This is a genomic window from Nonomuraea sp. NPDC049486 (assembly GCF_040676925.1).
GTDB classification, from domain to species: Bacteria; Actinomycetota; Actinomycetes; order Streptosporangiales; family Streptosporangiaceae; genus Nonomuraea; species Nonomuraea ferruginea.
This window is the reverse complement of sequence record NZ_JBFAPV010000008.1, coordinates 120,259-144,383: the sequence shown is the minus strand read 5'-3', so window position 1 is coordinate 144,383 and position 24,125 is coordinate 120,259. Positions and strand designations below refer to the sequence as shown.

Genomic DNA, 24,125 nt, shown 5'->3' with positions numbered 1-24,125 from the left:
CGGTCATGCGGCAGCGAGAACCGAATCCTGACGTCACGTGCGGACCGCTCGTGCGGCAGCTAGAACGGCGCCGGGCACACGGCCGCGCGCTGAGGAGATCTGTGATGCCACGTAACGACCGAGGCTCGGCCACGCTCTGGGGCGTCGCGCTCATGGGCTTGCTGATGGCCGTGGCCATGGCCTTCGCCCTCGCCGGCGAGGCGCGCGTCGCACGCCACCGCGTGTACGACGCCGCCGACCTCAGCGCGCTGGCCGCCGCCGAGTTGGCCCTCGTAGACCCGGAAAGCGCCTGCGCGAGAGCGACGGCCCTGGCGAAGGCGAACGGGGTCGAACTGACGAACTGCGAGATCAGCGGCGCGGTGGCGGACGTCAGGACATCGCTGACGATCTCGATCCCCGGCCTCGGCGTCCGCACCCTGACCGGCCGCTCCCGCGCCGGCCCAGCCAGTCCGTCCCCTCTGAAGCTACGGCGGGCTGAGCGGGCCGAAGGCACGCATCACGGCGCTCAGCCCGAGGGGGTTCCCAAAGTTCCCTTACTTGCTGAAATGAGACGAATGGGATGAATGAGACGAGCGTGGACTGCATCTCCCAAAAAAGAGGGGCCCCGTAGTGAGTGCCTGGCTGCAGAGCGGTTCCGTAGTGAGCGCCCGACTGCGCCCCTCTCCGCGATCTCGCCGCAAGTGGGACGGGTTGAGGCCCGCAAGATAATCACGACATATGGGATTAATGAGGATAATTACCACACGCGGTGCTAGATGGGAGCCCGTTGGATGGGGCAGGTCATGCAGCGGGCGCCGCCCCGGCCCTTGCCGAGTTCGAAGCCCTCGATCTCGATCACTTCCACGCCCCTGTTCCGTAGCTGCCGGTTGGTGAACTGGTTCTTGTGGTAGCCGATCACCACGCCGGGGGAGAGGGCGAAGAAGTTGTTGCCCGAGTCCCATTGCTCGCGCGCCTGCTGGTAGTCGTCGCCGCCGGTGGGGATCAGCTCCAGCTCGCCGATCTCCAGGGCCTCCGCCACCGCGTGCGCGAAGCCGGCGGCCATGTGGACGTCGAGGGTGCCCGGCTTGTCGCCGGGGCGGAGCGCGTACGTGGTGGCCGTCTCCAGGAACGGCGGGTAGACGGCCGCCTTGTTCACGTCCAGGAGGGTGAAAACGGTGTCCAGATGCATGTACGTACGCCGCTTGGGGATCTCGACGGCGATCACCCGGTCGACCGAGCCTCCGCCGAACAGCGACAGGGCGAGGTGCTCCACGGTGCGCGGGTTGGTCCGTTCGCTCAGGCCGATCACCACCGTGCGGTTGCCGATGGGCATCATGTCGCCGCCCTCCATGGCGGCGGCGCCGAAGTCCTCCTCGTCGAACCGTGATTCCTCGCCGCGCTCCGGATACCAGAACGCGAGCTCCTCTCCGGCGAACATGGGGTGGAAGTGGTAGACCGTGCTCTGGTTCAACGTCTCCAGCCGGCGGGCGTGATGGTACATCGGGTTGAGCGACACCCCGCCGTAGAGCCAGGCGACCGGATCGCGCTGGTAGAGGGAGTTCGGCAGCGGCGGCAGCATGAAGTCGTCCATCCGGGCCGAGGCTGCGACCAGGGAGTTCGCCTCCAGGCCGGGGATCCCGTACTCCTGCTTGGTCAGCCCGCCGATGAGGTGGGTGGCCAGCTTCTCGCCACTCCAGCCGGACAGCGTCTCCCGGACGCCGTCCACGAGCGCCGGGCCGACGGTCAGGTGGGTGACGGCCTGCTCCACCGCGTGCCGCTTGGCCTCGAAACTCCCGTCCAGCGCCTCCGCGAGCAGTTCCTGGTGGTAGAAGACCTCGACGCCGTGCTCGCGCAGCACCGCGACGAACGCGTCGTGCTCACGCTGCGCGTGCTCCACCCAGATGATGTCGTCGAAGAGCAGCCGGTCGCGGTTGGCCGGGGTGAGCCGCCTGAGGCTCAGCTCCGGGCGGTGCACGATGACCTTGCGCAGCGTGCCCACCTCCGAGTGGACGCCGAACGACTGATCGGTCATGGCTCTTGCCCCCTTGGCGAGTCAGCTGGTGCTCCGGCCGGTCATACCGAACCACTGGAGCCCTGCCCGGAATCGCCCGGCTCGCATCCTCGGCCCGGAGACTGCCCTCGACCCGGAGGCTGCCCTCGGCCCGGAGGCTGCCCTCGGTCCCAACACTGCCCTCGACGGGGCGGAAGGAGGTCAGGGGCGCAGCAGGGTCGCGAGGAGGCGGAGTGCGCCCTGCTTGTCCAGGGGCTCGTTGCCGTTGCCGCACTTGGGCGACTGGATGCAGGAAGGGCAGCCGCGCTCGCACTCGCAGGAGTCGATGGCCTGGCGCGTGGCCGTCAGCCATTCCCTGGCGCGCGCGTACCCGCGTTCCGCGATGCCGGCGCCGCCCTCGTGGCCGTCGTAGACGAACACCGTGAGCAGGCCGGTGTCCGCGTGCAGCTCCGTCGACACGCCGCCGATGTCCCAGCGGTCGCAGGTCGCGAAGAGGGGGAGCAGACCGATGGCGGCGTGCTCGGCGGCGTGGGCCGATCCGCCCAGGTCGAAGCCCTCCTCGGCCAGGGTGGCGACCTCGGCGGCCGGGAGCGTCCACCAGACGGCGCGGGTGCGGAGGGTGCGCGGCGGCAGGTCCAGCGGCTCGTCGCCGAGGCTCTCGCCCGACTGCGCCCGGCGCTTCAGGTACGAGACGACCTGCCTGGTCACCTCGACCTCGCCGAAGTGGAGGGTGCCGGGCCCGAGAGGATGGGAGCGCAGGGTGGAAAGGACAGAGATGTCGGTGATGTCCCGGGCGAACGTGGAGTAGTCCGGAGCGGCACTCGTGACCAGCGCCACCCCGGCCTCCAGGTCCAGCTCCTCCACGAGGAACGTCTCGCCCTGGTGGAGGTAGACCGCTCCAGTGTGCACGGTCGTGTGCGACGAGGGCTCGTCCACGCTCCCGAGCAGGCGGCCGGTCGAGGACTCGACGACGTGGATCGGCGCGCCGCCGCCGCCGCGGATGTCGGCCAGGTCGGTGGCGCGCTCCCGCCTGGTCCAGTACCAGCCGGCCGGCCGGCGGCGCAGCAGGCCCTCAGTGACGAGGTCGTCGAGCACGCCGCGCGCGGCGTCGCCGAAGACCGTCAGGTCCTGCTCGGTCAGCGGGATCTCCGCCGCGGCGGCGCACAGGTGCGGGCCCAGCACGTACGGGTTGTCCGGGTCGAGGACGATCGCCTCGACGGGCCGGCCGAACAGGGCCTCCGGGTGGTGCACGATGTAGGTGTCGAGCGGGTCGTCACGGGCGATGAGCACGGCCAGCGCGTCCTGGCCCTCGCGCCCCGCGCGGCCGGCCTGCTGCCAGAGCGAGGCGCGGGTGCCCGGCCAGCCGGCGATCAGCACGGCGTCCAGGCCGGACACGTCGACCCCGAGCTCCAGGGCGTTGGTGGTGGCCAGGCCCATCAGCGCGCCGGAGCGCAGAGCCTTCTCCAGCACCCTGCGGTCCTCCGCCAGGTAACCCGCCCGGTAGGCGGCAACCTTCTCGGGCAGATCCGCCAACCCTTCGTCCTCGGGCAACGCCCACGCCAGCGGCCCACGGGCACCCCCTGCCGCGGAATCCCGGGGCTCATCCCGGCCGGTCCGGTTGCCGGTGCCCTCACGAAAGGACGGCATCGGGCTGGCCCCCAGAAGCGGAGGGTCCGCCCTCGTCGGAGAGTGCTCCGCTGTAGAGGGTTCCACTGAACAGAGTTCCGCTGGGGACGGCTCTGTCGATGAGGGGGCTGATGGTGAGGGTCCGGCGGGTGAGGGTTTGGCCGTAGAGCGCTCTGCCGGACAGGGCTCCGCTGGAGACGGCTTCGTCGATGAAGGTTCCGCCGGAGAGGGCCCGGCTGGAGAGGGTTCCGACGATGGGGGTGTCGATGGAGGGGGTGTTGGGTGGGTGGGTCCGAGGGGGGAGGGGTGGGGGCCGTGGGCGGAGAGGGAGAAGGCGACGTCGGAGAGTTTGGCGCGGGCCTGGAGCGCCACCGTCTCGGCGCCGCGACGGCTGCGGACGAACGCGAGCGTGCGGACGTCGGCCAGCACCAGGTCCGCCAGCAGGTCGGCGGCCTCGGCCGTGGCCGTCCGGCGCACCGGGGCCCCCTTCTCGCCCCTGAGCTCCGTCAGCGGCGGCTCCCACAGCGCGATGGTGGTCGAGCCCTTGGGGGAGGCGTCCGCCGTCACCTCGTCCACGTCGAGCCCGGTCAGCCGCTTGGCGAACTCGCCGGGCTCGCTCGCCGTGGCCGAGGCCAGCAGGAAGGCCGGCGACGACCCGTACCTGGCGCAGACGCGGCGCAGGCGGCGCAGGATCTGCGCCACGTGCGACCCGAACACGCCCCGGTAGCCGTGACACTCGTCCACGACCACCAGCCGCAGCCGGCGGAAGAACAGCGACCACTGGGCGTGCCTGGGCAGGATGCTCCGGTGCAGCATGTCGGGGTTGGTGAGCACGTAGTTGGCGTGCTTGCGCACCCAGGTGCGCTCCTCGAACGGGGTGTCGCCGTCGAAGCAGGCGGCCCGCACCTGGGTGATGCGCAGGTCATGGATGCCGCGAAGCTGGTCGGCGGCGAGGGCCTTGGTGGGTGTGAGGTACAACACGGTGCCGCCGTCGAGACAGGCGGTGACCGCCGGGGTCAGGTAGGCCAGCGACTTGCCGGAGGCCGTCCCCGTAGAAATGATCACGTTTCGGCCACAATAGGCCAGGTCAGCGGCCTCGTACTGGTGTTGCCACAGCCCCGCCACGCCCTGGTTCGCCAAGCGCGTAACCAGGAGTTCGGGCGCCCATTTGGGCCATCCCACTTGACCCGCCTGACGTGCTGGAACATGCTCCACATGGGTGACACGCTCGTGACGTGCGGGTATGCCGAGCAGGTGCTGGAGGAGTGGACCTGGTCGGTGTGGGGAGGAAGCGGAGGAAGTCACTGTTTCCAGTCTGCATCCGTGGGCAAAGTCGCCGGGAATCGTGATTTCGTATAGACACAAGCCAGACGCGTGGTTGAATGCCGCGCGTCAGGGTCCGACAGTCGGGAGCATCGCTCCAGACTGCCAGGCCCGCAAGAGTACTTTCGCAGGCGAGGCGCTGGAGGATCTGTGGATCTGAAGTTGGATCACCGCACCGAAGACCGACTCACCATCGTGGAGGTCGAAGGTGAGATCGATGTTTACACGGCGCCGAGATTGCGTGAGCTCCTCATCGACCTGGTGAACAAGGGAAACTTCCACCTCCTGGTCAACATGGAGAAGGTCGACTTCCTCGACTCGACGGGGCTTGGCGTCCTGGTGGGCGGACTCAAGCGGGTCCGCGCCCACGACGGCTCGCTCGAACTGGTCTGCACCCAGGAGCGCATCCTCAAGATCTTCCGGATCACCGGTCTGACCAAGGTCTTCGGGATCTACGCTTCGGTCGACGAGGCCAAGGAAGCTCACGGCAAAGACAAGTAGATGGCCACCGTCGAGCTGACGTTCAGCGCTCTTCCCGCGCACGTGCGCACCGCGCGGCTGGTGGCCACTGCGATCGCCAGGCGCACCGGCGTGGAGGAGTCCTTGCTGGACGAGGTCCGGCTCGCCGTGGGTGAGGCGTGTTCCCGGGCGGTCGAGGCGCATCGCGCCCACTGTCCGGGTGAGCCCATCCGCATCGAGCTCAAGGACGACTCGGGGCGCTTCGAGGTCACGGTCAGCGACCAGGCGCCCAGTGATGAGATCAAGCAGGAGCAGCCCCTCGACCTGGGAATGCTTTCCGACTCGTTCATGTCCGGCTTCGGTATCGCGGTGATCGCGGGGCTGGCGGACGACGTGGAGGTGTTCCCGAGTCCCAAGGGCATGCGGATCCGCATGAGCTGGCCGGCCGCCACCAACGGCCATCTCCGCTGACGTGCCTTTCCGGCCGTCGGGCTTGAGCTTGGCGAAGGACGTCTCCTGACCGCTGTGGTCAAGGAGACGTCCTTCGCGTTACGACGCCGGGCTGACCGGTCACCGTTGCGACAGGGGATCCCCGTCGAACGCCTCGGCGAGCGTGATGACCCTGCCGCCGCGTTCGGCGATCTCGGCGGCCCGCAGGACGAGGATCTCGAGGTCGTCGCGCGCGTGGATGAACCGGCCCGCGAGTGCGTCGAGACGTCCCCGCGCGATGGCCAGCACGCCGTCCACCGCCTGTTCCATCGACGTCCACGAGTCGTCTCTGGCCCCGGGGAGGTCGCCGAGGTCGCTGGTCAGATCCGTGCGGACCCGGCCGGGGCTGTAGTCGAACGCCAGCACCCCCGTGCCCGCGAGTCCCGCCGACAGCGCCGCGGTGAGCTTGGCCAGCGCGGCCTTGGACACGCTGTAGGCCGTCTGTGTGGGCAGCGTCCACACCCCGAGCAGGCTGTTGACGTTGACGATCCGGCCGCTGCCGCGGGCCAGCATGCCGGGCACCACCGCGTGGACGTACAGCATCGGGCCGAGCACGTTCGTCGTGACGGTGCCCCACCACTCCTCGGGGTCCGACTCCCAGACCGGCGCCTCGTGCGGCTCGGCCGCGCCCGCGTTGTTGACCAGCAGGTCGATCGGGCCGAGGACGCGCTCGGCGGTCTCGACGACGGCGGTCACGGCCCGCGGGTCGGTGACGTCGCCGGGCAGTGCCAGCACGTCACCCTCGCCGCCCAGCTCGGCCGCGAGCGCGTCCAGGGCCTCCGCCGACCGGGCCGTGACCGCGACCCGCATCCCCGCCTGGTGGAGTCGCACGGCCAGCGCCCTGCCGATGCCGCGGCTCGCCCCCGTCACCAGGGCCACCGATCCTCTTGGTCCGCTCATCATCGCCACCCCCCACGGTCCCGCTACCCGCTGACCTGGCCCGGATGCTCGGCCTCAGGAGAGGCGTATTTCGGTCGTACCTTTTCAGGCCGTAGTCATGACCGTAAACCAACGGATATTTCACCAGTCAAGTCGCAATACACCCCGCTGTCAGCGGCTTACTGACCAGGCGCGCAAATGCCCGGCTCCAGAGCCTTCATATCTGCGTATCCCCTGCGTAGACTCCCGGCACCGGCCAAGGTGATCCGGCACTAACAGCGGATTCAACCGGAAGCGGCACCCACAACCCGGATGGTGCCGCACCGCCCGCCTACATTGCAGCGCCACCGGGCAGGACGACCGGTCTTGCCGAGGAGAACGATGTCTAGGCACATGCTGGCACTGGAGCCAGCGTCCAATCTGACCCTTAGCGGAAACAATCTCACCATCGTGATCGTGGTCGCCGCGGTCGCGCTGATCGCGCTAGCCGTCGCCGGCGGTCTGGTGCGTGAGGTGCTCGCCGCCGACCAGGGCACGGAGCGCATGCAGAACATCGCCCGTGCCGTCCAGGAAGGGGCCGCGGCGTATCTGACGCGGCAGTTCCGCACCCTGGCGATCTTCGTCGTGATCATACCCTTCCTGCTGCTCCTCCTACCGGGCGAAACCGACGTACGGATCGGGCGCTCGATCTTCTTCGTGGTCGGCGCGGTGTTCTCCGCGCTGACCGGCTTCATGGGCATGTGGCTGGCGGTGCGCGGCAACGTGCGCGTGGCCGCCGCGGCCCGCGACTCGGGCGAGCAGCGCGCCATGCGCATCGCCTTCCGTACGGGCGGCGTCGCCGGCATGTTCACCGTGGGCCTCGGCCTGCTGGGCGCGGCCGTGGTCGTCTTCCTCTACCAGGGCGACGCGCCCGGCGTGCTGGAGGGCTTCGGCTTCGGCGCGGCGCTGCTCGCCATGTTCATGCGGGTCGGCGGCGGCATCTTCACCAAGGCCGCGGACGTCGGCGCCGACCTGGTCGGCAAGGTCGAGCAGGGCATTCCCGAGGACGACCCGCGCAACGCCGCCACCATCGCCGACAACGTGGGCGACAACGTCGGCGACTGCGCCGGCATGGCGGCCGACCTGTTCGAGTCGTACGCGGTCATGCTGGTCGCGAGCCTCATCCTGGGCCGGGTGGCCTTCGGCGAGCAGGGTCTGATCTTCCCGCTCATCGTCCCGATGATCGGCGTGCTGACCGCGATCATCGGCATCTTCGTCACCCGCCTGCGCGCCAAGGACCGCAACGGCATGGCGGCCATCAACCGCAGCTTCTTCATCTCGGCCGGCATCTCCGCGGTCCTGGTCGCGGCCGCCGCCTTCTGGTACCTTCCCGCCACCTTCGACGGCCTGGCCGGCGCGCAGGTGCAGTCCGACGCCGACCCGCGGGTCATCGCCATCGGCGCGGTGCTCATCGGCCTGGTCCTGGCCAGCGCCATCCAGCTGCTCACCGGCTACTTCACCGAGACCAACCGGCGCCCGGTCCGCGAGATCGGCGAGAGCTCCCGTACCGGCCCGGCGACCGTCATCCTGGCCGGCATCAGCGTCGGCCTGGAGTCGGCGGTCTACTCGGCGCTGATCATCGGCGCGGCGGTGTACGGCGCGTTCCTGCTCGGCTTCGGCAACGTGACGGTGGCGCTGTTCGCCGTCGCCCTGGCCGGCACCGGCCTGCTGACCACGGTCGGCGTCATCGTCTCGATGGACACCTTCGGCCCCGTCTCCGACAACGCCCAGGGCATCGCCGAGATGTCCGGCGACGTCGAGGGCGAGGGCGCCCGCGTCCTCACCAGCCTGGACGCGGTCGGCAACACCACCAAGGCCATCACCAAGGGCATCGCGATCGCGACGGCCGTGCTGGCCGCCACGGCGCTGTTCGGCGCGTTCCGCACCGCCGTCGAAGGCGAGCTGCCGGCCGGCAGCGTGTTCAGCCTCGGCATCGACGCGCCCAACGTGCTGGTCGGCCTGATCATCGGCGCGGCCGTGGTGTTCCTGTTCTCCGGGCTGGCCATCATGGCGGTCGGCCGGGCGGCGATGCGGGTGGTCTTCGAGGTACGCGAGCAGTTCCGCAGCAAGCCGGGCATCATGCAGGGCACCGAGCTGCCCGACTACGGGCGCGTGGTCGACATCTGCACCCGCGACTCGCTCCGCGAGCTGGCCACGCCCGGCCTGCTCGCGGTCATGACGCCGATAGCCGTCGGCTTCGCGCTCGGGTACGCGCCGCTGGGCGCGTTCCTGGCGGGCGCGATCGCCGCCGGCACCCTGATGGCCGTCTTCCTGTCCAACTCGGGCGGCGCCTGGGACAACGCCAAGAAGCTGGTCGAGGACGGACACCACGGCGGCAAGGGCTCCGAGGCACACGCCGCCACGGTCATCGGCGACACGGTCGGCGACCCGTTCAAGGACACCGCGGGCCCGGCCATCAACCCGCTGATCAAGGTGATGAACCTCGTCGCGCTGCTGGTGGCCCCGGCCGTGGTGCTGTGGGCCGACAACGTCGGGCTCCGCGTCGGCATCGCGGTGGTCGCGGTGGCCGTGGTCGTCGGCGCCATCATCGTCTCCAAGCGCCGCTCGGTGACGGCCGAGCCGGCCAACGACAACGACCGCGACAAGGAACCCGTCGCGTCCTGACACCGTTCCACCACGACGCCCGCTCCTCGACACCGAGGGGCGGGCGTCGTCGTCCGGCCACGCCGGAGGGTGATACGCGGAGTGGCCTTGTTCGGTGGGAAACTGGGCAGATGGACAACAAGCCGCCGTCCGGCGGGAAGACCCTGGCCGTCATCCTGCTCGCGATGCTTGCCATCATGGCGGTGATCGCGATGCTGGCCGTCTGGGCGTCGAGAGGATGACCGAGGTGCGAACGCTGATCCTGCTCCGTCACGCCAAGGCGGCCCAGGCGCCTGGGTTGCCCGACAAGGACCGGGCGCTGACCGACCGGGGCGAGCGCGACGCCAAGCGGGCCGGTGAGGAGCTGCGGATGCTCGGGCTGGAGCCTGAGGTGGTGCTCTGCTCGCCGGCCCGGCGCACCCGCCGCACGGCGGAGCTGGCCTTCCCCGGCGTCGAGGTGCGGTACGAGCCGGCGATCTACCAGGCCTACCCGGAGGAGCTGCTGGAGCGGCTGCGCCTGCTCGACCCGGATCACGGCACGGTGGCGCTGTGCGGGCACAACCCGGCCGTGCACGAGCTGGCGCTGATGCTCGCGGAGGGCGACTACCTGTTCCGGCCGGGCACGTTCGCGGTGATCAAGACAGCGGTGCCGTGGCCCGAGCTGTCGGCCGGTGAGGGAGAGCTGGTCACGAGCTGGGGTCCGCAGCACGACTGACGAGCAGCGCGTCCTCGGCGTCGGCGGCCTCGACCTCGTCGCGGGAGATGCCTAGCAGGTAGAGGATCGAGTCGAGGTAGGGCGTGTTGACCGCGGTGTCGGCGGCCTGGCGCACCACGGGCTTGGCGTTGAACGCGATGCCCAGCCCGGCCGCGGCGATCATGTCGAGGTCGTTGGCCCCGTCGCCGATGGCCACGGTCTGGCTGATCGGCACCCCCGCCTCGCTGGCGAACCGCTCCAGCGCGCGGGCCTTGCCGGGCCGGTCGACGATCTCGCCGACGAGCCGGCCGGTCAGCTTGCCGTCGATGACCTCCAGCACGTTCGCCGCCGAGTAGTCGATGCCGAGCTCCTCCACGAGCGTGTCGGTGATCTGGGTGAAGCCGCCGCTGACGATGGCGAAGCGGTAGTCGAGCCGCTTGAGCGTGCGGACCAGGGTGCGGGCGCCGGGGGTGAGCACGACCTCACCGCGCACCCGCTCGAACACCTCGGCGGGCAGCCCTTCGAGCTGGGCGACCCGGCGGCGCAGCGACTCGGCGAAGTCGAGCTCGCCGCGCATGGCCGCCTCGGTGACCTTGGCGACCTCGTCGAGGCAGCCGGCGTGCTTGGCCAGCAGCTCGATGACCTCACCCTGGATGAGGGTGGAGTCGACGTCCATGACGATGAGCCGCTTGGCCCGCCTGGACAGCCCGGTGCGCTGCACGGCCACGTCGACCTGCTGGGCGGCGGCCTCGGCGGCGAGCTGGACGCGCAGCTCGTCGGGATTGGCGCCGGAGACGGACAGCTCGATGCAGGTCACCGGCCACTGGGCCAGCCGCTCGATGCGGTCGATGTTGGCGCCGGCGGCGGCGATCCGGCGGGCGATGCCGGCGATGGCCGCGGGCTGGAGCGTGGCGCCGAGCACGCTGACCGACAGGCGGCCGCGGCGGCGGTGCTCCTTGGCCAGGGAGCCGGTGGACAGCTCCACCTCCATGCCCAGGTCCTCGGCGATCCGCTCGACGGCGGTCCACATGGCGCCGAGGGTGCTGCCGGTGCCGGTGGACGGCCCTCCGGCGTAGGCGACCAGGACGCCGAGCGTGAGCCGGCCGCGGATGACGACCTGCTCGATGTCGGCCACGGTCACGGGGAAGCCCGACAGGACGGAGAACAGGCGCGAGGTCACGCCTGGCCGGTCGGGGCCGGTGAAGGTGATCAAGAGGGTGCGCTGGTCCACATTCAGCCACGGTACTGCGCCCGCCCCGATGCCCGCGCCGCAGGTCCTGCTTTACGTCCGCAAGATCAGGTGGGCGTCGCCGAACTCGTGCCACAGGTAACGTTCCCGCAGCGCCGCCTCGTACGCCGCGCGGAGCGGGCGCTCGCCGGCGATCGCGGTCAGCATCATGAGGTGGCTGGAGCGCGGTTCGTGCAGGCCGGTGATGAGCCCCGTGACCGCCCGCACCCCTGTCGCGGGCGTCACGACGTGGGTGGTCCAGCCTTCGGAGGCGGTCACCAGGCCGCCGGCGGCGGCGGTCTCCAGCGCCCGCACCACCGTGGTGCCGGCGGCGACCACCCGCCTTCCGCTCCCCAGGGCCAGGTCGACCAGGCGGGCCGTGGCCTCCGGCACCGCGTAGCGCTCGGCGTACGGTGGCTCGTCCTTCTCCGGCGAGGCCACCCCCGTGTGCAGGGTGATCGGCGCGATGCCGACGCCGCGCGCCACCAGCGCCGTGACCAGCTCCGGCGTGAACGGCCGCGCGGCGCTGGGCATCTCCGCGCTGCCCGGCACGGTCGCGAACACCGTCTGGTACGCCTCGATCGGCCAGTCCCTGGTGACGTACGCGTACCGGATCGGGGCCCCGTACCCGCGCAGGTAAGTCTCCACGTCGCGGTCGAGCACGGCCCGCCAGAGCCGGGGCGTCTCGCGAGCGACGAGCCGCAGCGTGGCGCCTCCCGGCAGCGGCAGCCACTCGCCGGGCGCGCCGCCGCGGTACTGCTCGGTCGCGGTGGCGGTACGGCGGCGCAGCTCGACCAGCCAGGTGCCGTCCGGGCGCGCGGTGGAGAAGTGCACCGCGAGCCGGTCCAGCCGCACGGCGGCGGGCAGCGTCGCCGAGTTGTTGACCACGATCAGGTCGCCCGGGTCGAGCAGGCCGGGCAGGTCGGTGAAGCGGTGGTGCGCCGGCTCGCCGTCACCCGCAGAGACCAGCAGCCGGACCCCGTCCCTGCCCACCCCGCGCGCCTCCGGCGGCTCCTGCGCTGACAGCGCGGGCCGCAGAACGAAGTCGAGCGCGGCGTTCGCCACCTCGGCCGTCACCTCGGCCGTCACCTCGGCCGTCACCTCGGCCGTCACCGCGGTTGTCACCGCGGTCGTTGCGGGGGATGCGGCGGTCGTCTCGGGGGGCGTCGTCGGGCGGGTCACTGGAGGGTCACCCGGCCGCTGGCGGGACGGGTGCGTACGAGGTCGTGCAGGGCGGCGGCGACCTCGGCCGGGTCGGTGGCGGACGCGGCCTCGTCCGCGCCGACGGCGTCGGCCAGCATCCGGGTGTTCATCTCGCCCGGGTCGGTCCACCAGACCGCCAGCTCGGGCTCCTCGGCGGCGAGCACGTTCGAGAGCTGATCCAGCGCCGCCTTGGTGGCCCCGTACCCGCCCCATCCCTCGTACGCGCCGGTGGCGGCGTCGGAGGTGACGTTGACGACGGCGCCCCGCCGGGCGCGCAGCGCGGGCAGCGTGGCCTGGATGAGGGCGAGCGGCGCGGTGACGTTGGTCTCCAGCAGGACGCGGAAGGCCTCCAGCGGGTAGCCCGCCAGCGGCGGCAGCGGCGTGGCCCCGAGGCCGCTGGCGTTGTTGACCAGGAGGTCCAGCTCGGGGACGGCGTCCGCCAGGCGGCGGATGTGCGCGGGCTCGGTGACGTCGCCCGGGATGGCGGTGGCGCCCAGCTCGGCCGCGGCCCGTTCCAGCTCGTTCACGCCGCGCGCGGTGAGCACGAGACGCCAGCCCGCCTCCGCCAGTGACCGCGCGAGCGCGAGGCCGAGTCCGCGGGAGGCGCCGGTGATGAGTGCGGTGTTCGTCATGTTCGTGACGTTAGGAACGCGCCGCCGTCCACACATCGGGCCGTGGTCCCGTGGCCGCCTGGGCACTTCGTCCTAGGACCTTCCCGGCGCCGGTTGAGAGTCCCGCGGAGGTCACCGGCGCCCGGTCCCCGGTTCGCCCGTCAGTAGAGTGATGGCGTGACGGCCGAACGCGACGAGATCCTGCAGGCGGTGAGCTCCGCGGTGCTGGCGGTCACCCGCCATCTGTCGGTGCGCGAGGTGCTGCAGGTCATCGTACGCTCGGCGCGGCGGCTGTTGGACGCCCGCTACGCCGCGCTGGGGGTGCCCGACGAGGACGGCTCGTTCGCGGAGTTCGTCGCCGAGGGCATCACCGACAAGCAGTGGGAGGCGATCGGGCCCCTCCCGCGCCAGCACGGCATGCTGGGCGCGATGCTCCGCGAGGGCGCCCCGGTGCGACTGGCCGACCTGCGCGCCGACCCCAGGTTCGAATACTGGCCGCAGGCGCATCCGGTGATGAAGGACTTCCTGGGCGTCCCCATCACCGACGGCGGCGAGGTGCTCGGCATCATCTTCCTGGCCAACAAGCGCGCGGGCGGCTTCACCGAGGCCGACCAGGACCTGCTCCAGGTGTTCGCGGCGCACGCCGCCATGGCGCTGGCCAACGCCCGGCTCTACGAACGGAGCCGGGAGCTGGCGATGCTGGAGGAACGCAACCGGGTGGCCCGCGAGCTGCACGACGCCGTCACCCAGAAGCTGTTCTCGCTGCGGCTGAGCGCCCAGGCGGCGGGGGCCATGCTGAAGTCGGAGCCCGACAGGGCCGCGGCCGAGCTGGAGCGGGTGCAGCGGCTGGCGGGGGAGGCGCTGGGCGAGCTGCGGGCGGTGATCGTCGAGCTGCGGCCCGCCGAGCTGGACCGCCACGGGCTGGCCGAGACGCTGCGCAAGCACGTGCGGATGCTCGACCGCCTGCATCCCGCGCGGTTCGCGTTCGAGGCGGACGAGCTGCCGCCGCTGGACTCCGCCGCGGAGGTGGCCGTGCTCAGGGTGGCCCAGGAGGCGCTGCACAACGCGCTGCGCCACGCCGAGGCCGCGCGGGTGACCGTGCGGCTGTCGTACGAGGGCGGCGGGCTGGTCCTGACCGTCGAGGACGACGGCACGGGCTTCGAGCAGGGCGCCTCGCGCGGGCTGGGCCTGATCTCGATGAAGGACCGGGCCGAGTCGGTGGGCGGCCGGATGACCGTCAGCTCGGCCCCCGGGAAGGGGACGACCGTGCGTATGGAGGTGTGCGGGTGATCCGGGTGCTGGTCGCCGACGACCATCCGGTGGTGCGTCAGGGGCTGCGCACGTTCCTCGACCTGCAGGACGACATCACGGTCGTGGGCGAGGCGGGCGACGGCGCGCGCGCCGTCGAGCTGGTCCGCGAGCTCGCGCCCGACGTGCTGCTGCTCGACCTCAAGATGCCGGTGCTGGACGGGCTGGCCACGCTGGGCGAGTTGACCGGCGCCGCGACCCGGGTGCTGGTGCTGACCTCGGTGAGCGACAGGGCCGACGTGGGCCCCGCGATGCGGGCGGGTGCGTCCGGCTTCCTCTACAAGGACGTCGACCCGACGGCGCTGGTGCGGGCCGTGCGGGCCGTGCACAGCGGGCAGGTGCTGCTCGCGCCGGAGGCGGCCGAGGCGATGCTGGCGGGCGGCGAGGGCGCGCGGCCGGCGGGGGGTCCGCCCGTGCCGCTGACCGACCGCGAGCGCGAGGTGCTGAAACTGATCGCGGCCGGCCGGTCCAACCGTGAGATCGCCCGCAGCCTCGCGGTCGCCGAGAAGACGGTCAAGACCCACGTCTCCAACGTGCTGATGAAGCTCGGCGTCCAGGACCGCACCCAGGCCGCCCTCTACGCCGTGCGCCACGGCCTGTCCTGATCCCTCAGGGCGTCCCTGACGGGCTCGAAGGCGGCGTGCCGGGGTCAGAGGTTCCTGACGGGCTCGAAGATGGCGTGGTGGGCCGCGACGATCGCGCGACGCACGGCGCGGTCCAGCTCGCGCACCGCGGCGCCGCGGGAGGCGATCTCGCCGGAGGTGAGCCCGCGCTCCTCGGCCAGGCGCAGCACCGCCCCGAGCCGGGTGGCCAGCGCCGACACCCGGTGGGCGCGCGCCGGATAGCCGGGGGCCAGCTCGCCGCCGTCCGGCACGTGCGACGGCCGCTCCCGCGCGGGCCCGCCCGCGGCGGCCAGCGCCTGGGTCGCGTCCCGCATCGCCTCCGACAGCTCGCGCTCGGCCTCGGCGACGGACGGCAGGTCCTGCCGTACCGGCCCGGCCTCGTGCACGTCCAGCTTGACTCCCACGTACGAGGAACCGCGCAGATCGAGGGAGGGCACCAGCCCGAGCCGGGTGTCGTCGAGCACGGCGATGGCGGCCTGCCCGGCGTCGACCGCCGCCGAGTTGAACCCGGGCGGGCCGGAGAGCCCGAGCGGGTCACCGGGCGCCGGCAGGGCGAGCCGGAACCCGCTCAGGCCACCGGAGCGAAGGTTGGCCAGGTATTTACGCAGCGGAACCTCGCCCACGACAGCGGGGCCGCCGACCTCTTCGACGTGGTCGGCCGCCTCGTCCAGGCCGATGTGGCCGGAGAGCCAGGCGTTACCCCAGGCGACGAGCACGGGACAGATAGGCGATTCAGGGCGCACCGATCCACGATAAGCGCTCGCCCTGCAATAGGTTTGTCCCCAGGGTTACTCCTCAAGGAGGGATCGGGGATGGGTGGTCAGGTGCTGCGGTTCCAGGACGTCGCCTACAAGCGCGACGGGGCGACCCTGCTGCGCGGCATCGACTGGACGGTCGAGGAGGACGAGCGGTGGGTCGTGCTCGGCCCCAACGGCGCGGGCAAGACCACGTTGCTGCAGCTCGCCGCCACGTTGCTGTTCCCCAGCGAAGGGTCGCTGGAGGTGCTCGGCGAGCGCGTCGGGGTGGCCGACGTGTTCGACCTGCGGCCGCGCATCGGGCTGTGCAGCTCCGCGCTGGCCGAGCGGATCCCGCCCGACGAGAAGGTCATCGACCTGGTGCTGACGGCCTCGTACGCGCTGCTGGGGCGCTGGACGGAGGAGTACGACTCCAACGACGTCACCCGTGCCGTCGAGCTGATCGACATGATGGGCGCGGCCCATCTGATCAGGCGGCGGTTCGCCTCGCTGTCGGAGGGGGAGCGCAAGCGGGTGCAGATCGCCCGCGCGCTCATGCCCGACCCGGAGATGCTGCTGCTCGACGAGCCCGCCGCCGGGCTCGACGTGGGCGCCCGCGAGGACCTGGTGCGGCGGCTGTCGGTGCTGGCGGGCGACTTCCGGTCGCCGGCGCTGGTCCTGGTGACCCACCACGTGGAGGAGATCCCGGCCGGGTTCACCCACGCCCTGATGCTGCGCCACGGCTCGGTCGTGGCCCAGGGGCCGCTCGACCACGTCATGACGGCCGACAACCTGTCGCAGACGTTCGGGGTGCCGCTGTCGCTCGACCGCAGCGCCGAGGGCCGCTGGTACGTCCGTCCCTTCTAGATCGCCCGCGGGCGGGCCGGACGAAATATCATGCAGCGGGTCAGGCCCGTCGATTTCGGAGCGTTGCCATGTCCGTGGAGCAGCTCATCGTCGCCTTCGTCCTGGTCGCGGCGGTGGGCTTCGGGGTGGCGCGGACCATCAGGATCATCCCGCAGGCGACGGCGGCGATCGTGGAGCGGCTGGGCCGCTACCACCGCACGCTCGCCCCGGGGCTCAACATGGTGGTGCCGTTCATCGACCGCATCAAGGACATGATCGACCTGCGTGAGCAGGTGGTGTCGTTCCCGCCGCAGCCGGTGATCACCTCCGACAACCTGGTCGTCTCCATCGACACCGTCATCTACTTCCAGGTGACCAACCCGAAGGCGGCCACGTACGAGATCGCGAACTTCCTCATCGGCGTCGAGCAGCTCACCGTCACCACGCTGCGCAACGTCGTCGGCGGCATGGACCTGGAGCGCACGCTGACCTCCCGCGAGGAGATCAACACCGAGCTGCGCGGGTCGCTGGACGAGGCGACCGGCAAGTGGGGCATCCGGGTCAACCGGGTGGAGCTCAAGTCCATCGACCCGCCGGCCTCGATCCAGGACTCGATGGAGAAGCAGATGCGCGCCGACCGCGACAAGCGGGCCGCCGTGCTCACCGCCGAGGGCCAGCGGCAGGCGGCCATCCTGGCGGCCGAGGGCGAGCAGCAGGCGGCGGTCTTACGGGCCAGGGGCGACGCGGAGGCGGCGGTGCTGCGCGCCCAGGCCGAGGCCGAGGCCCAGGCGATGCGCGCCAAGGGCCAGGCCGACGCGATCGGCATGGTGTTCAAGGCCATCCACGAGGGCAACCCGGACCAGCACCTGCTGGCCTACCAGTACCTGCAGACCCTGCCCGAGATCGCCAAGGGCGACGCCAACAAGATCTGGATAGTCCCCTCGGAGATGGGGAAGGCGCTGGAGAGCCTCGGCGGCCTGTTCACCCCGCCGAATCCCCCCGCGCGTAATCCCCCCGCCACCCCGGACGCGTAACCGCCCCGCCAGGCCCCCTAGGCTCGGCACTCGACGCTGATGCTGGGAAGGGGTCGGGGTGACGGTCTGGGAAGCGCTCGCCGTGTGGGTCGCCGGGATGGCGGCCGGGGCGATCAACGCGGTGGTCGGCTCGGGGAGCCTGATCACCTTCCCCACCCTGGTCGCCGTCGGCGTCGATCCGGTCGTGGCGAACGTGTCCAACAACGTCGGCCTCGTCCCCGGCTCCGTCACCGGCGCCTACGGCTACCGCGCGGAGCTGCGCGGGCAGCGCGACCGGCTGGTCAGGCTCGCCATGGGGTCCGCGCTCGGCTCGCTGGCCGGCGGGATCCTGCTGCTCTACCTCGATCCGGACGTCTTCCAGGTGGTCGTCCCCGTGCTGATCGGGCTGGCCTGTGTGCTGGTCATCATCCAGCCGAGGCTCAACCTCTGGCTGGCCGCCCGGCGCGAGCACGCGCACCCGCACGGCGGCCCCGCCCTCTGGCTCGGGGTGTTCGGGGCGGGCGTCTACGGGGGCTACTTCGGCGCCGCCCAGGGCGTGCTGCTCATCGGGCTGCTCGGCAGCTTCCTGGACGAGCACCTGCAGCGGGTGAACGCGGCCAAGAACGTGCTCTCGCTGGTGGTCAACTCCACCGCCGCCGTGCTGTTCGTCCTGATCGCGGACGTCGACTGGTGGGCGGTGCTGGCCGTGGCCCTGGGCGCGATGATCGGCGGCTTCCTGGGGGCGAAGGTCGGGCGCCGCATCCCCGCGCCACTGCTGCGCGTGGTCATCGTGGCGGTGGGGATCGTGGCGATAATCAAACTGGTGTACGGATAATTTCCCGACATTCTGGGCATAAATCAGTACATGAAGGGTGATCGGGTGGAGATCGTCATCGACGCGGGCGGCACCCCGCGCACGTACGAGGTCGTCGCCACCCGCGCGGGCCGCCGCGTCGAGGTGGCCACCCGGCGAGGGCTCGTCGAGGTGACCGAGGTGACCAGGAGCGGCACCGTCATCCGGACCGCCCGCTTCATGTCCAGCCGCATCCTCGCCCTGGTCGAGCACCCCGCCGACGAGAAGGACTAGCGGAAGTCGGCCTCGTGGTCGCGCACCCAGGAGCGGAACGGCAGCGCCGGCCTGCCCAGCAGCTTCTCCACGACGTCCGTGACCTCCTCGGGGGAGTCCACCAGGCTCCGCCAGCCCGCCAGCGCGGCGTCCACGAAGTTCGCGTCGCCCCAGGCCGCCAGCAACTGCTCGCGCGCCTGCTCCGGCGGCAGTTCCTCCCAGCGCACCTCGCGGCCGATCACCTCGCCGATGATCCGCACCTGCTCGGCCTGGGTGAGGACCTCGGGCCCGCTGATCGGGTAGGCCGCGCCGCCGTGCCCGGCTGAGGTCAGCACGTGCACCGCCACCGCCGCGATGTCCTTCTCGTGGATGAGGGTGCGCCCCGCTTGCCCGTACGGCCAGCGCACGACGCCCGTCCTGACCTGGTCGGCCCAGCCCAGGGTGTTGACGGCGAAGCCGCTCGGCCGCAGGAACGTCCAGCTCATCCCGGAGGCGCGGATGAGCCGCTCCAGCTCCTGATGGAAGATCGTCGGCTCCCCGTCGCCCTGGGGCACGTTCGCCGACAGGTAGACCACCCGCCTGGCCCGCCCGGCGAGCGCCTCGACCACGGGTTCGGCCGTCTGGGCAGCGAAGCCCGGCCACACCAGGAACGCCGTCTCCACGTCCGCCAGGGCGGGTTCCAGCGTCTCGGGCCTGGTCAGGTCGCCCGCGACCGTCTCCACCCGCTCAGGCAGCCGCGCCCGCGCCGGGTCGCGCACCAGGGCGCGCACCGGCAGGCCCGCCCGTTCGAGTTCTCTCACCACATGTCCGCCGACGTTGCCGGTCGCGCCGGTCACCAGAATCGTGCTCATGCGGCGACCGTAAAACCTCAACTCGACTTCAGGTCAAGCTCGGCCGCACCTGGATCGTGCCGTCCTTGCGCAGCCGGGTCTCGAACGTGGGCGCGGGCGCGGTGGCCGGACCGTGCCGGACCGAGCCGTCGTCCAGCCGGAAGGTGCTGCCGTGCCACGGGCACACCACGCACGCCTCGCCGTCCTCCTCGACGAGCCTGCCCTGGTGGAGGGGGCCCGCCAGATGCGGGCAGGTGTCGACCATCACCGTGACGTTCTCGGCGCGCCGCAGCACGAAGAGAGAGATGTAGCCGAGCCGCCGCGACACCGGGCGGCCGTCCGGCAGGTCCTTCAGCAGGCACAGGTCGTGCCAGCCCAGCGGCACCAGGTGGGAGACCTGGGGGGCGTGGTTGGCCCCCGCCGCCATGCGGTAGGCCAGGTGGCCGCCCAGATAACCGCCGAACCCGCCCGCGGCGAGCCCGGCGTACGACAGCGCGCGGCCGGCCCGCTCGCGACCGCGTACCCGGGCCAGCAGCGAGCCCGAGAACAGCCCGAGGGCGAGCACGTTCGCCGCCAGGTGCACGAACCCCACCCGCTGCTGCTCCTGGTGGAGAGACGACCAGTCGGTCAGTCCCGCGGCGGCGGTGGGCAGCGAGGTGGCGATGCCGGCGGCCAGCAGCAGCCGGACGGCGCGCTGATCGGCCTTGGCCGCGTCGAGCAGGGTGGCCGAGATCCAGCAGCCCAGGGCCGCCTGGGCCAGGGGCGGGTGCGCCGGCTTGCCCGTGGGCACCCCGTGCAGCAGGTCGCGGACCAGGCCTGGGCGGAGCCGCTGACGCATGGTCTTGGCCAGCGCGCGGATCGGCCGGTCCATGGACGTGGACTTCTCAAGCCGGTCAGTGAGATCGACCGGTCCCACGAAACGCCGCAAGTGCCGACGTCTCGCCCGTACTGTCTCTTTCACGACAAGTCCCCTACCCCAGGGGTGCGGACGTCACTCGGGAAGGTGACCCCTGGCGACCGACTCCTCGACGATCGCGCGCGCGTACGCCCCCAGTGACGGCGAGCCCTCCTCGATCAGCCGGACCTTCTCCCTCACCTGGGCCGCGGTCACCTTGAACAGCTGCCAGGTGCCGCCCTCGGTGTGGTGGTTGGCCAGGATCGGCGCGAACCGGTCGAGCGCCTTGGCGAACCTCGCCTCGGGCGTCTTGCGGTCCTCGAACTCCTCCCACAGCTCCCGCAGCGGCGTGCCCTGCCCGTCGGGCAGCAGCGCGAAGATCCGGTCGGCGGCGGCGCGCTCGGCCTCCGCCTGCGCGGCCACCGCCACCGGGTCGTAGATGAAGGTGTCGCCCGCGTCGATCTCGACCAGGTCGTGCACCAGCAGCATGGCCATGACGCGCTGGATGTCGGTGCCCGGCGGCGCGTGCTCGCCCAGCACCATCGCCAGCGTGGCCACGTACCAGGAGTGCTCCGCGTCGTTCTCCCGCCTGGAACCGTCCATCAGCAGGTTGCGGCGGACGATCCGCTTCAGCTTGTCGATCTCTACGGCGAAGGCGATCTGGGTGGTCAGGCGGTCCTCTTCTGGCACGATAGTCACGCGCGACACCTTAATGTGCGCTGATCATACTGGTAGGTGAAATTCTTACCGGAACTCCGTTGAACACTGCGTTACCAGACGGAACGTCCACAGCGGACTCGTCGGTCAGCGTGTTCGCGCTGACCCCCGGGTGCTTCGCCGCGACCGTCTGCGAGCTGCCCTGATGCCCCCACCCGTGCGGCAGGCTGACCACTCCCGGCATGATCGTGTCGGTCGGCTCCAGCGGCACCGTCAGCTCGCCGGTGGCCGAGCGGACCACGGCCTCGCCGCCGAGCCCGAGCCTGGCCACGTCGACCGGGTTGATCTGGAGCGTGCAGGCGTTGCTGCCGCCCACGAGCGGGCCCACGTTGTGCATCCAGCTGTTGTTGGAGCGCAGGTGCCGCCGCCCGATCAGCACCAGCTCGGGAGGCTCGGCGTCCAGCCCCGCGCGCAGCCGGTCCACGTCCTCCAACAGCAGCGGCGGCGCCAGCTCGACCACGCCCGAGGCGGTCCTGAGCACCTCGGCCAGCCGCGGCTCCAGCGGGCCGAGATCGATGCCGTGCGGGTTGTCGAGCAGCTTGCGCAGCGACAGGTCGCCCCCGCCGGCCCACTCGCCGTAGGGTCCGAGCCGCAGCATGAGGTCCAGCCGCCGCTCGGCGCCGGTCTCGCCTTCCAGCAGGGCGCGCAGCTCCGCCGGGTCCCTGCCCTCGACGCCGGAACCGGGCGTCTCCACGGCCTTGGCCAGCTGCTGGCCGATCACGAACTCGTCCAGGTCGCCGTCGAGCCCGGAGGCGATCATGGCGAGCCTGGACAGGATCAGCGCCTCCGACGGCCGGTCCCCCAGCGGCAGCAGCGGCGGCGAGTAGCGGGCGTAGTTGCGCACCGCGAAGCCCAGCAGCGCGAAGTCGTAGTGCCCCGACTGCAGGATCCGCGGCGGCGGCAGGATGACGTGCGCGTGCCTGGTGGTCTCGTTGAGGTACGGGTCCACGCTCACCATGAAGTCGAGCCCGGCCAGCGCCCGGTCCAGGCGGTCGCCGTTCGGCGCCGACAGCACCGGATTGCCCGCCACCGTGACGAGGAACCTGACCTGCCCCTCGCCCGGCGTCTCGATCTCGTCGGCGAGCGTGGCCACCGGCAGCTCGCCGTTCGCCTCCGGCAGGCCGCGCACCCGGCTCCGCCACCGCCCCACCCGGTACGGGCCGCGCCGCCCGCCGAACTCGGTGGCGGCCTTGGGGAACATCACCCCGCCCGGCCGGTCCAGGTTGCCCGTCAGCGTGTTCAGCACGTCCACGAGCCACTGCGCGATCGTGCCGAACTCGGCCGTGCAGGTGCCGATCCTGGCGTACACCGCCGCCCTGTCGGCCGCCGCCAGCTCCCGCGCGAGCCGTACGATCACCTCGGCCGGCACGCCGGTGCGGCGGGCCACCAGGTCGGGCGGGAAGTGCTTGGCCGCCTCGCGCACCTCGTCGAGCCCGTTGACCCGGTGGGTGAGCGTGACGAGGTCCTCCGCGAACAGCGTATGGACGATCCCGAACAGCAGGTAGGCGTCGGTGCCCGGGCGCACGAACACGTGCTCGTCGGCGGACGCGGCGGTCCGGGTGCGGCGCGGGTCGACCACGACGAGCCGCCCGCCGCGCCGGCGCAGCGCCTTGAGCCTGCCGGGGAAGTCGGGAGCCGTGCACAGCGAGCCGTTGGACTCCAGCGGGTTGGCGCCCAGCATCAGCAGGTAGCCGGTGCGGTCCAGATCGGGCACCGGGATGGCGAGCGGATGGCCGAACATCAGCCCGCTGGCCACGTGCTTGGGCATCTGGTCGGCGGTGCTGGCGGAGAAGACGTTGCGGGTGCCGAGCGACTTGATCAGCGGGGCGCCGTAGAGCGCGCCGGCCATCGTGTGCGCGCTCGGGTTGCCCAGGTAGACGGCGGCCGACTGGCGGCCGTGCGCGGCGGTCACCTCGGCGAGCCCCCGCTCGACGGCCGCGAACGCCTCGTCCCAGCTCACCTCGCGCCACCGGTCGCCCTCCCGGATCAGCGGCGCGCGCAGCCGGTCGGGGTCCTCGTCCAGCCTGCCGAGGCTGGCGCCCTTCGGGCAGATGAAGCCCTTGCTGAACGGGCCCGCCTTGTCACCGCGCACGCTGGTCACGTGGCCGCCGTCGTCGAGGGTCAGCGTCAGGCCGCAGACGGCTTCGCACAAGGGACAGGTCCGGTGGACGGTCGACGTCATCACGACTCCTGAGTTCGTAAGCTGAACTCATCTTGACTCGTACGCGGGACATGGGGAAGCCCCGGAGCCCCCGCGGTCTCCGGGGCTTTTCCTAGGGAGGCGCGGGTCCCTAGGTCCTCAGCCCGCCCGCTGCAGAACCAGCGGCCGGTGCAGATCAGGCGGCTCGTCGAGGTCGGGCCGGAGCGGGATCCAGGTCCGCCGGCCGTAGAGCCGGTCGAGACCGGGGGAGACGGCCCCGGGGAGCACGTCCCGCCTGACGACCTCGACGATCACCAGGTTCGCGCGGGTGCGGTGCTTGTAGACTGCGGCGGTCCTGGCCCAGCAGGCCGCCGCGATCTCCTCGGCGTAGGCCTCGAACTCCTCGGCGCTGATGCCGGCCCTGGTCAGGATCAGGGCCTTCTCGCCCGTGGCCGTGGGGGTGATCCACAGCACCAGCGGGATGCGGCCGGCGCGGGTGTGCAGGGTGGTCTCCAGGCAGACCCGCTGCAGCCGGTGGCGGGACACCACGCACCAGAAGTGCGCGACGGCCCAGTTGCGGCCGAACCGCGTCGCGGCCGGCACCGAGACGGCGCTGCTCAGCAGGACGAACGGGAGCCATCTGCCCTCCTGGGTGGCGCCCAGGACGGCCGGCACGAGCAGCGCGAGCCCGGCGAGGAGCAGTAATTCGGTACGGAACCGCCAGAGCCTGGTGAGGGGTCCCGAGCCGCGCGGGGCGGGCAGGTCCTCGTAGCCCGGGTAGATCTGGTTGCGCGGGTTCCTCGCCATG

23 protein-coding genes are annotated in these 24,125 nt (G+C 71.6%); 11 read left to right on the top strand and 12 right to left on the bottom strand.

The window, feature by feature from the left end; genetic code table 11:
- Positions 1–104 precede the first annotated feature (104 nt).
- Entirely contained in the window at positions 105–563 is a 459-nt protein-coding gene (locus tag AB0K05_RS23715) for an Rv3654c family TadE-like protein (protein ID WP_364231649.1), read from the top strand.
- A gap of 188 nt (positions 564–751) precedes the next feature.
- Here the strand turns inward: AB0K05_RS23715 and AB0K05_RS23710 are convergent, their stop codons facing one another.
- Both AB0K05_RS23710 and AB0K05_RS23705 read right to left on the bottom strand, forming a co-directional pair.
- Positions 752–2,011, bottom strand: coding sequence for an arginine deiminase (locus AB0K05_RS23710; protein ID WP_364231646.1), 1,260 nt, complete (start codon positions 2,009–2,011; stop codon positions 752–754).
- Positions 2,012–2,191: 180 nt separating this feature from the next.
- Positions 2,192–4,681, bottom strand: a complete 2,490-nt coding sequence (locus tag AB0K05_RS23705; RefSeq protein WP_364231643.1) for a DEAD/DEAH box helicase — start codon at positions 4,679–4,681, stop codon at positions 2,192–2,194.
- 408 nt (positions 4,682–5,089) lie between these two features.
- On the opposite strand from AB0K05_RS23705, the gene AB0K05_RS23700 reads away from it, so the two are divergent.
- Positions 5,090–5,440, top strand: a complete 351-nt coding sequence (locus AB0K05_RS23700; RefSeq protein WP_043629845.1) for an STAS domain-containing protein — start codon at positions 5,090–5,092, stop codon at positions 5,438–5,440.
- Positions 5,441–5,869 (top strand): ATP-binding protein, encoded by a 429-nt coding sequence (locus AB0K05_RS23695; RefSeq protein WP_148036304.1) that lies wholly within the window; start codon positions 5,441–5,443, stop codon positions 5,867–5,869.
- A 99-nt stretch (positions 5,870–5,968) separates the two neighbouring features.
- Here the strand turns inward: AB0K05_RS23695 and AB0K05_RS23690 are convergent, their stop codons facing one another.
- Positions 5,969–6,766 (bottom strand): SDR family oxidoreductase, encoded by a 798-nt coding sequence (locus AB0K05_RS23690; protein WP_364231641.1) that lies wholly within the window; start codon positions 6,764–6,766, stop codon positions 5,969–5,971.
- A 381-nt stretch (positions 6,767–7,147) separates the two neighbouring features.
- On the opposite strand from AB0K05_RS23690, the gene AB0K05_RS23685 reads away from it, so the two are divergent.
- Together AB0K05_RS23685 and AB0K05_RS23680 are read left to right on the top strand one after the other, a co-directional pair.
- Positions 7,148–9,430 (top strand): sodium-translocating pyrophosphatase, encoded by a 2,283-nt coding sequence (locus AB0K05_RS23685; RefSeq protein ID WP_148036306.1) that lies wholly within the window; start codon positions 7,148–7,150, stop codon positions 9,428–9,430.
- A 226-nt stretch (positions 9,431–9,656) separates the two neighbouring features.
- Complete coding sequence (locus tag AB0K05_RS23680) at positions 9,657–10,124, top strand: histidine phosphatase family protein (protein ID WP_364231637.1); 468 nt, start codon at positions 9,657–9,659, stop codon at positions 10,122–10,124.
- Here AB0K05_RS23680 and serB read toward each other — a convergent pair.
- Genes serB through AB0K05_RS23665 form a run of 3 tightly spaced genes read right to left on the bottom strand, consistent with a single transcriptional unit; the run spans position 10,096 to position 13,166 of the window.
- On the bottom strand, positions 10,096–11,334 hold the full coding sequence (serB, locus tag AB0K05_RS23675) for a phosphoserine phosphatase SerB (RefSeq protein WP_219544816.1): 1,239 nt from the start codon (positions 11,332–11,334) through the stop codon (positions 10,096–10,098). The two genes, AB0K05_RS23680 and serB, sit on opposite strands and share 29 nt — an antisense overlap.
- A gap of 51 nt (positions 11,335–11,385) precedes the next feature.
- Positions 11,386–12,456 carry an S-adenosylmethionine:tRNA ribosyltransferase-isomerase gene (locus AB0K05_RS23670; RefSeq protein ID WP_364231635.1) on the bottom strand — a complete coding sequence of 357 codons (1,071 nt, stop codon included), beginning with the start codon at positions 12,454–12,456 and terminating at the stop codon, positions 11,386–11,388.
- A 53-nt stretch (positions 12,457–12,509) separates the two neighbouring features.
- On the bottom strand, positions 12,510–13,166 hold the full coding sequence (locus AB0K05_RS23665; protein ID WP_364231633.1) for an SDR family oxidoreductase: 657 nt from the start codon (positions 13,164–13,166) through the stop codon (positions 12,510–12,512).
- Between the two features lie 156 nt (positions 13,167–13,322).
- On the opposite strand from AB0K05_RS23665, the gene AB0K05_RS23660 reads away from it, so the two are divergent.
- Both AB0K05_RS23660 and AB0K05_RS23655 read left to right on the top strand, forming a co-directional pair.
- A complete protein-coding gene (locus AB0K05_RS23660; RefSeq protein ID WP_364231631.1) occupies positions 13,323–14,435 on the top strand; it encodes a GAF domain-containing sensor histidine kinase in 1,113 nt (370 codons plus the stop codon).
- A complete protein-coding gene (locus AB0K05_RS23655; protein WP_148036310.1) occupies positions 14,432–15,058 on the top strand; it encodes a response regulator transcription factor in 627 nt (208 codons plus the stop codon). Before AB0K05_RS23660 ends, AB0K05_RS23655 begins: the two co-directional genes overlap by 4 nt.
- Positions 15,059–15,102: 44 nt before the next feature.
- On the opposite strand, the gene AB0K05_RS23650 is transcribed toward AB0K05_RS23655, so the two are convergent.
- Positions 15,103–15,819 (bottom strand): hypothetical protein, encoded by a 717-nt coding sequence (locus tag AB0K05_RS23650; RefSeq protein WP_261809032.1) that lies wholly within the window; start codon positions 15,817–15,819, stop codon positions 15,103–15,105.
- 69 nt (positions 15,820–15,888) lie between these two features.
- Here AB0K05_RS23650 and AB0K05_RS23645 point away from each other — a divergent pair, with 69 nt between their 5' ends.
- The 4 genes from AB0K05_RS23645 to AB0K05_RS23630 all read left to right on the top strand — a co-directional run bounded on the left by AB0K05_RS23645 (position 15,889) and on the right by AB0K05_RS23630 (position 18,756).
- Positions 15,889–16,677, top strand: coding sequence for an ABC transporter ATP-binding protein (locus AB0K05_RS23645; RefSeq protein ID WP_148036311.1), 789 nt, complete (start codon positions 15,889–15,891; stop codon positions 16,675–16,677).
- A gap of 68 nt (positions 16,678–16,745) precedes the next feature.
- Entirely contained in the window at positions 16,746–17,690 is a 945-nt protein-coding gene (locus AB0K05_RS23640; RefSeq protein WP_148036312.1) for an SPFH domain-containing protein, read from the top strand.
- Between the two features lie 58 nt (positions 17,691–17,748).
- Positions 17,749–18,504 carry a sulfite exporter TauE/SafE family protein gene (locus tag AB0K05_RS23635; RefSeq protein ID WP_148036313.1) on the top strand — a complete coding sequence of 252 codons (756 nt, stop codon included), beginning with the start codon at positions 17,749–17,751 and terminating at the stop codon, positions 18,502–18,504.
- A gap of 30 nt (positions 18,505–18,534) precedes the next feature.
- Complete coding sequence (locus AB0K05_RS23630; protein ID WP_148036314.1) at positions 18,535–18,756, top strand: hypothetical protein; 222 nt, start codon at positions 18,535–18,537, stop codon at positions 18,754–18,756.
- On the opposite strand, the gene AB0K05_RS23625 is transcribed toward AB0K05_RS23630, so the two are convergent.
- The 5 genes from AB0K05_RS23625 to AB0K05_RS23605 all read right to left on the bottom strand — a co-directional run bounded on the left by AB0K05_RS23625 (position 18,753) and on the right by AB0K05_RS23605 (position 24,124).
- Positions 18,753–19,586 carry an NAD(P)H-binding protein gene (locus tag AB0K05_RS23625; protein ID WP_364231627.1) on the bottom strand — a complete coding sequence of 278 codons (834 nt, stop codon included), beginning with the start codon at positions 19,584–19,586 and terminating at the stop codon, positions 18,753–18,755. The genes AB0K05_RS23630 and AB0K05_RS23625 overlap by 4 nt on opposite strands.
- Before the next feature lie 28 nt (positions 19,587–19,614).
- Complete coding sequence (locus AB0K05_RS23620; protein ID WP_187281588.1) at positions 19,615–20,436, bottom strand: Rieske (2Fe-2S) protein; 822 nt, start codon at positions 20,434–20,436, stop codon at positions 19,615–19,617.
- Between the two features lie 120 nt (positions 20,437–20,556).
- Entirely contained in the window at positions 20,557–21,168 is a 612-nt protein-coding gene (locus AB0K05_RS23615) for an HD domain-containing protein (protein WP_148036317.1), read from the bottom strand.
- A gap of 1 nt (position 21,169) precedes the next feature.
- A complete protein-coding gene (locus tag AB0K05_RS23610) occupies positions 21,170–23,359 on the bottom strand; it encodes a molybdopterin-dependent oxidoreductase (RefSeq protein ID WP_364231623.1) in 2,190 nt (729 codons plus the stop codon).
- A gap of 117 nt (positions 23,360–23,476) precedes the next feature.
- The gene (locus AB0K05_RS23605) at positions 23,477–24,124 is read right to left on the bottom strand and encodes a hypothetical protein (RefSeq protein WP_219544821.1); all 648 of its coding nucleotides are present in this window, start codon (positions 24,122–24,124) and stop codon (positions 23,477–23,479) included.
- Between the last annotated feature and the right edge of the window lies 1 nt (position 24,125).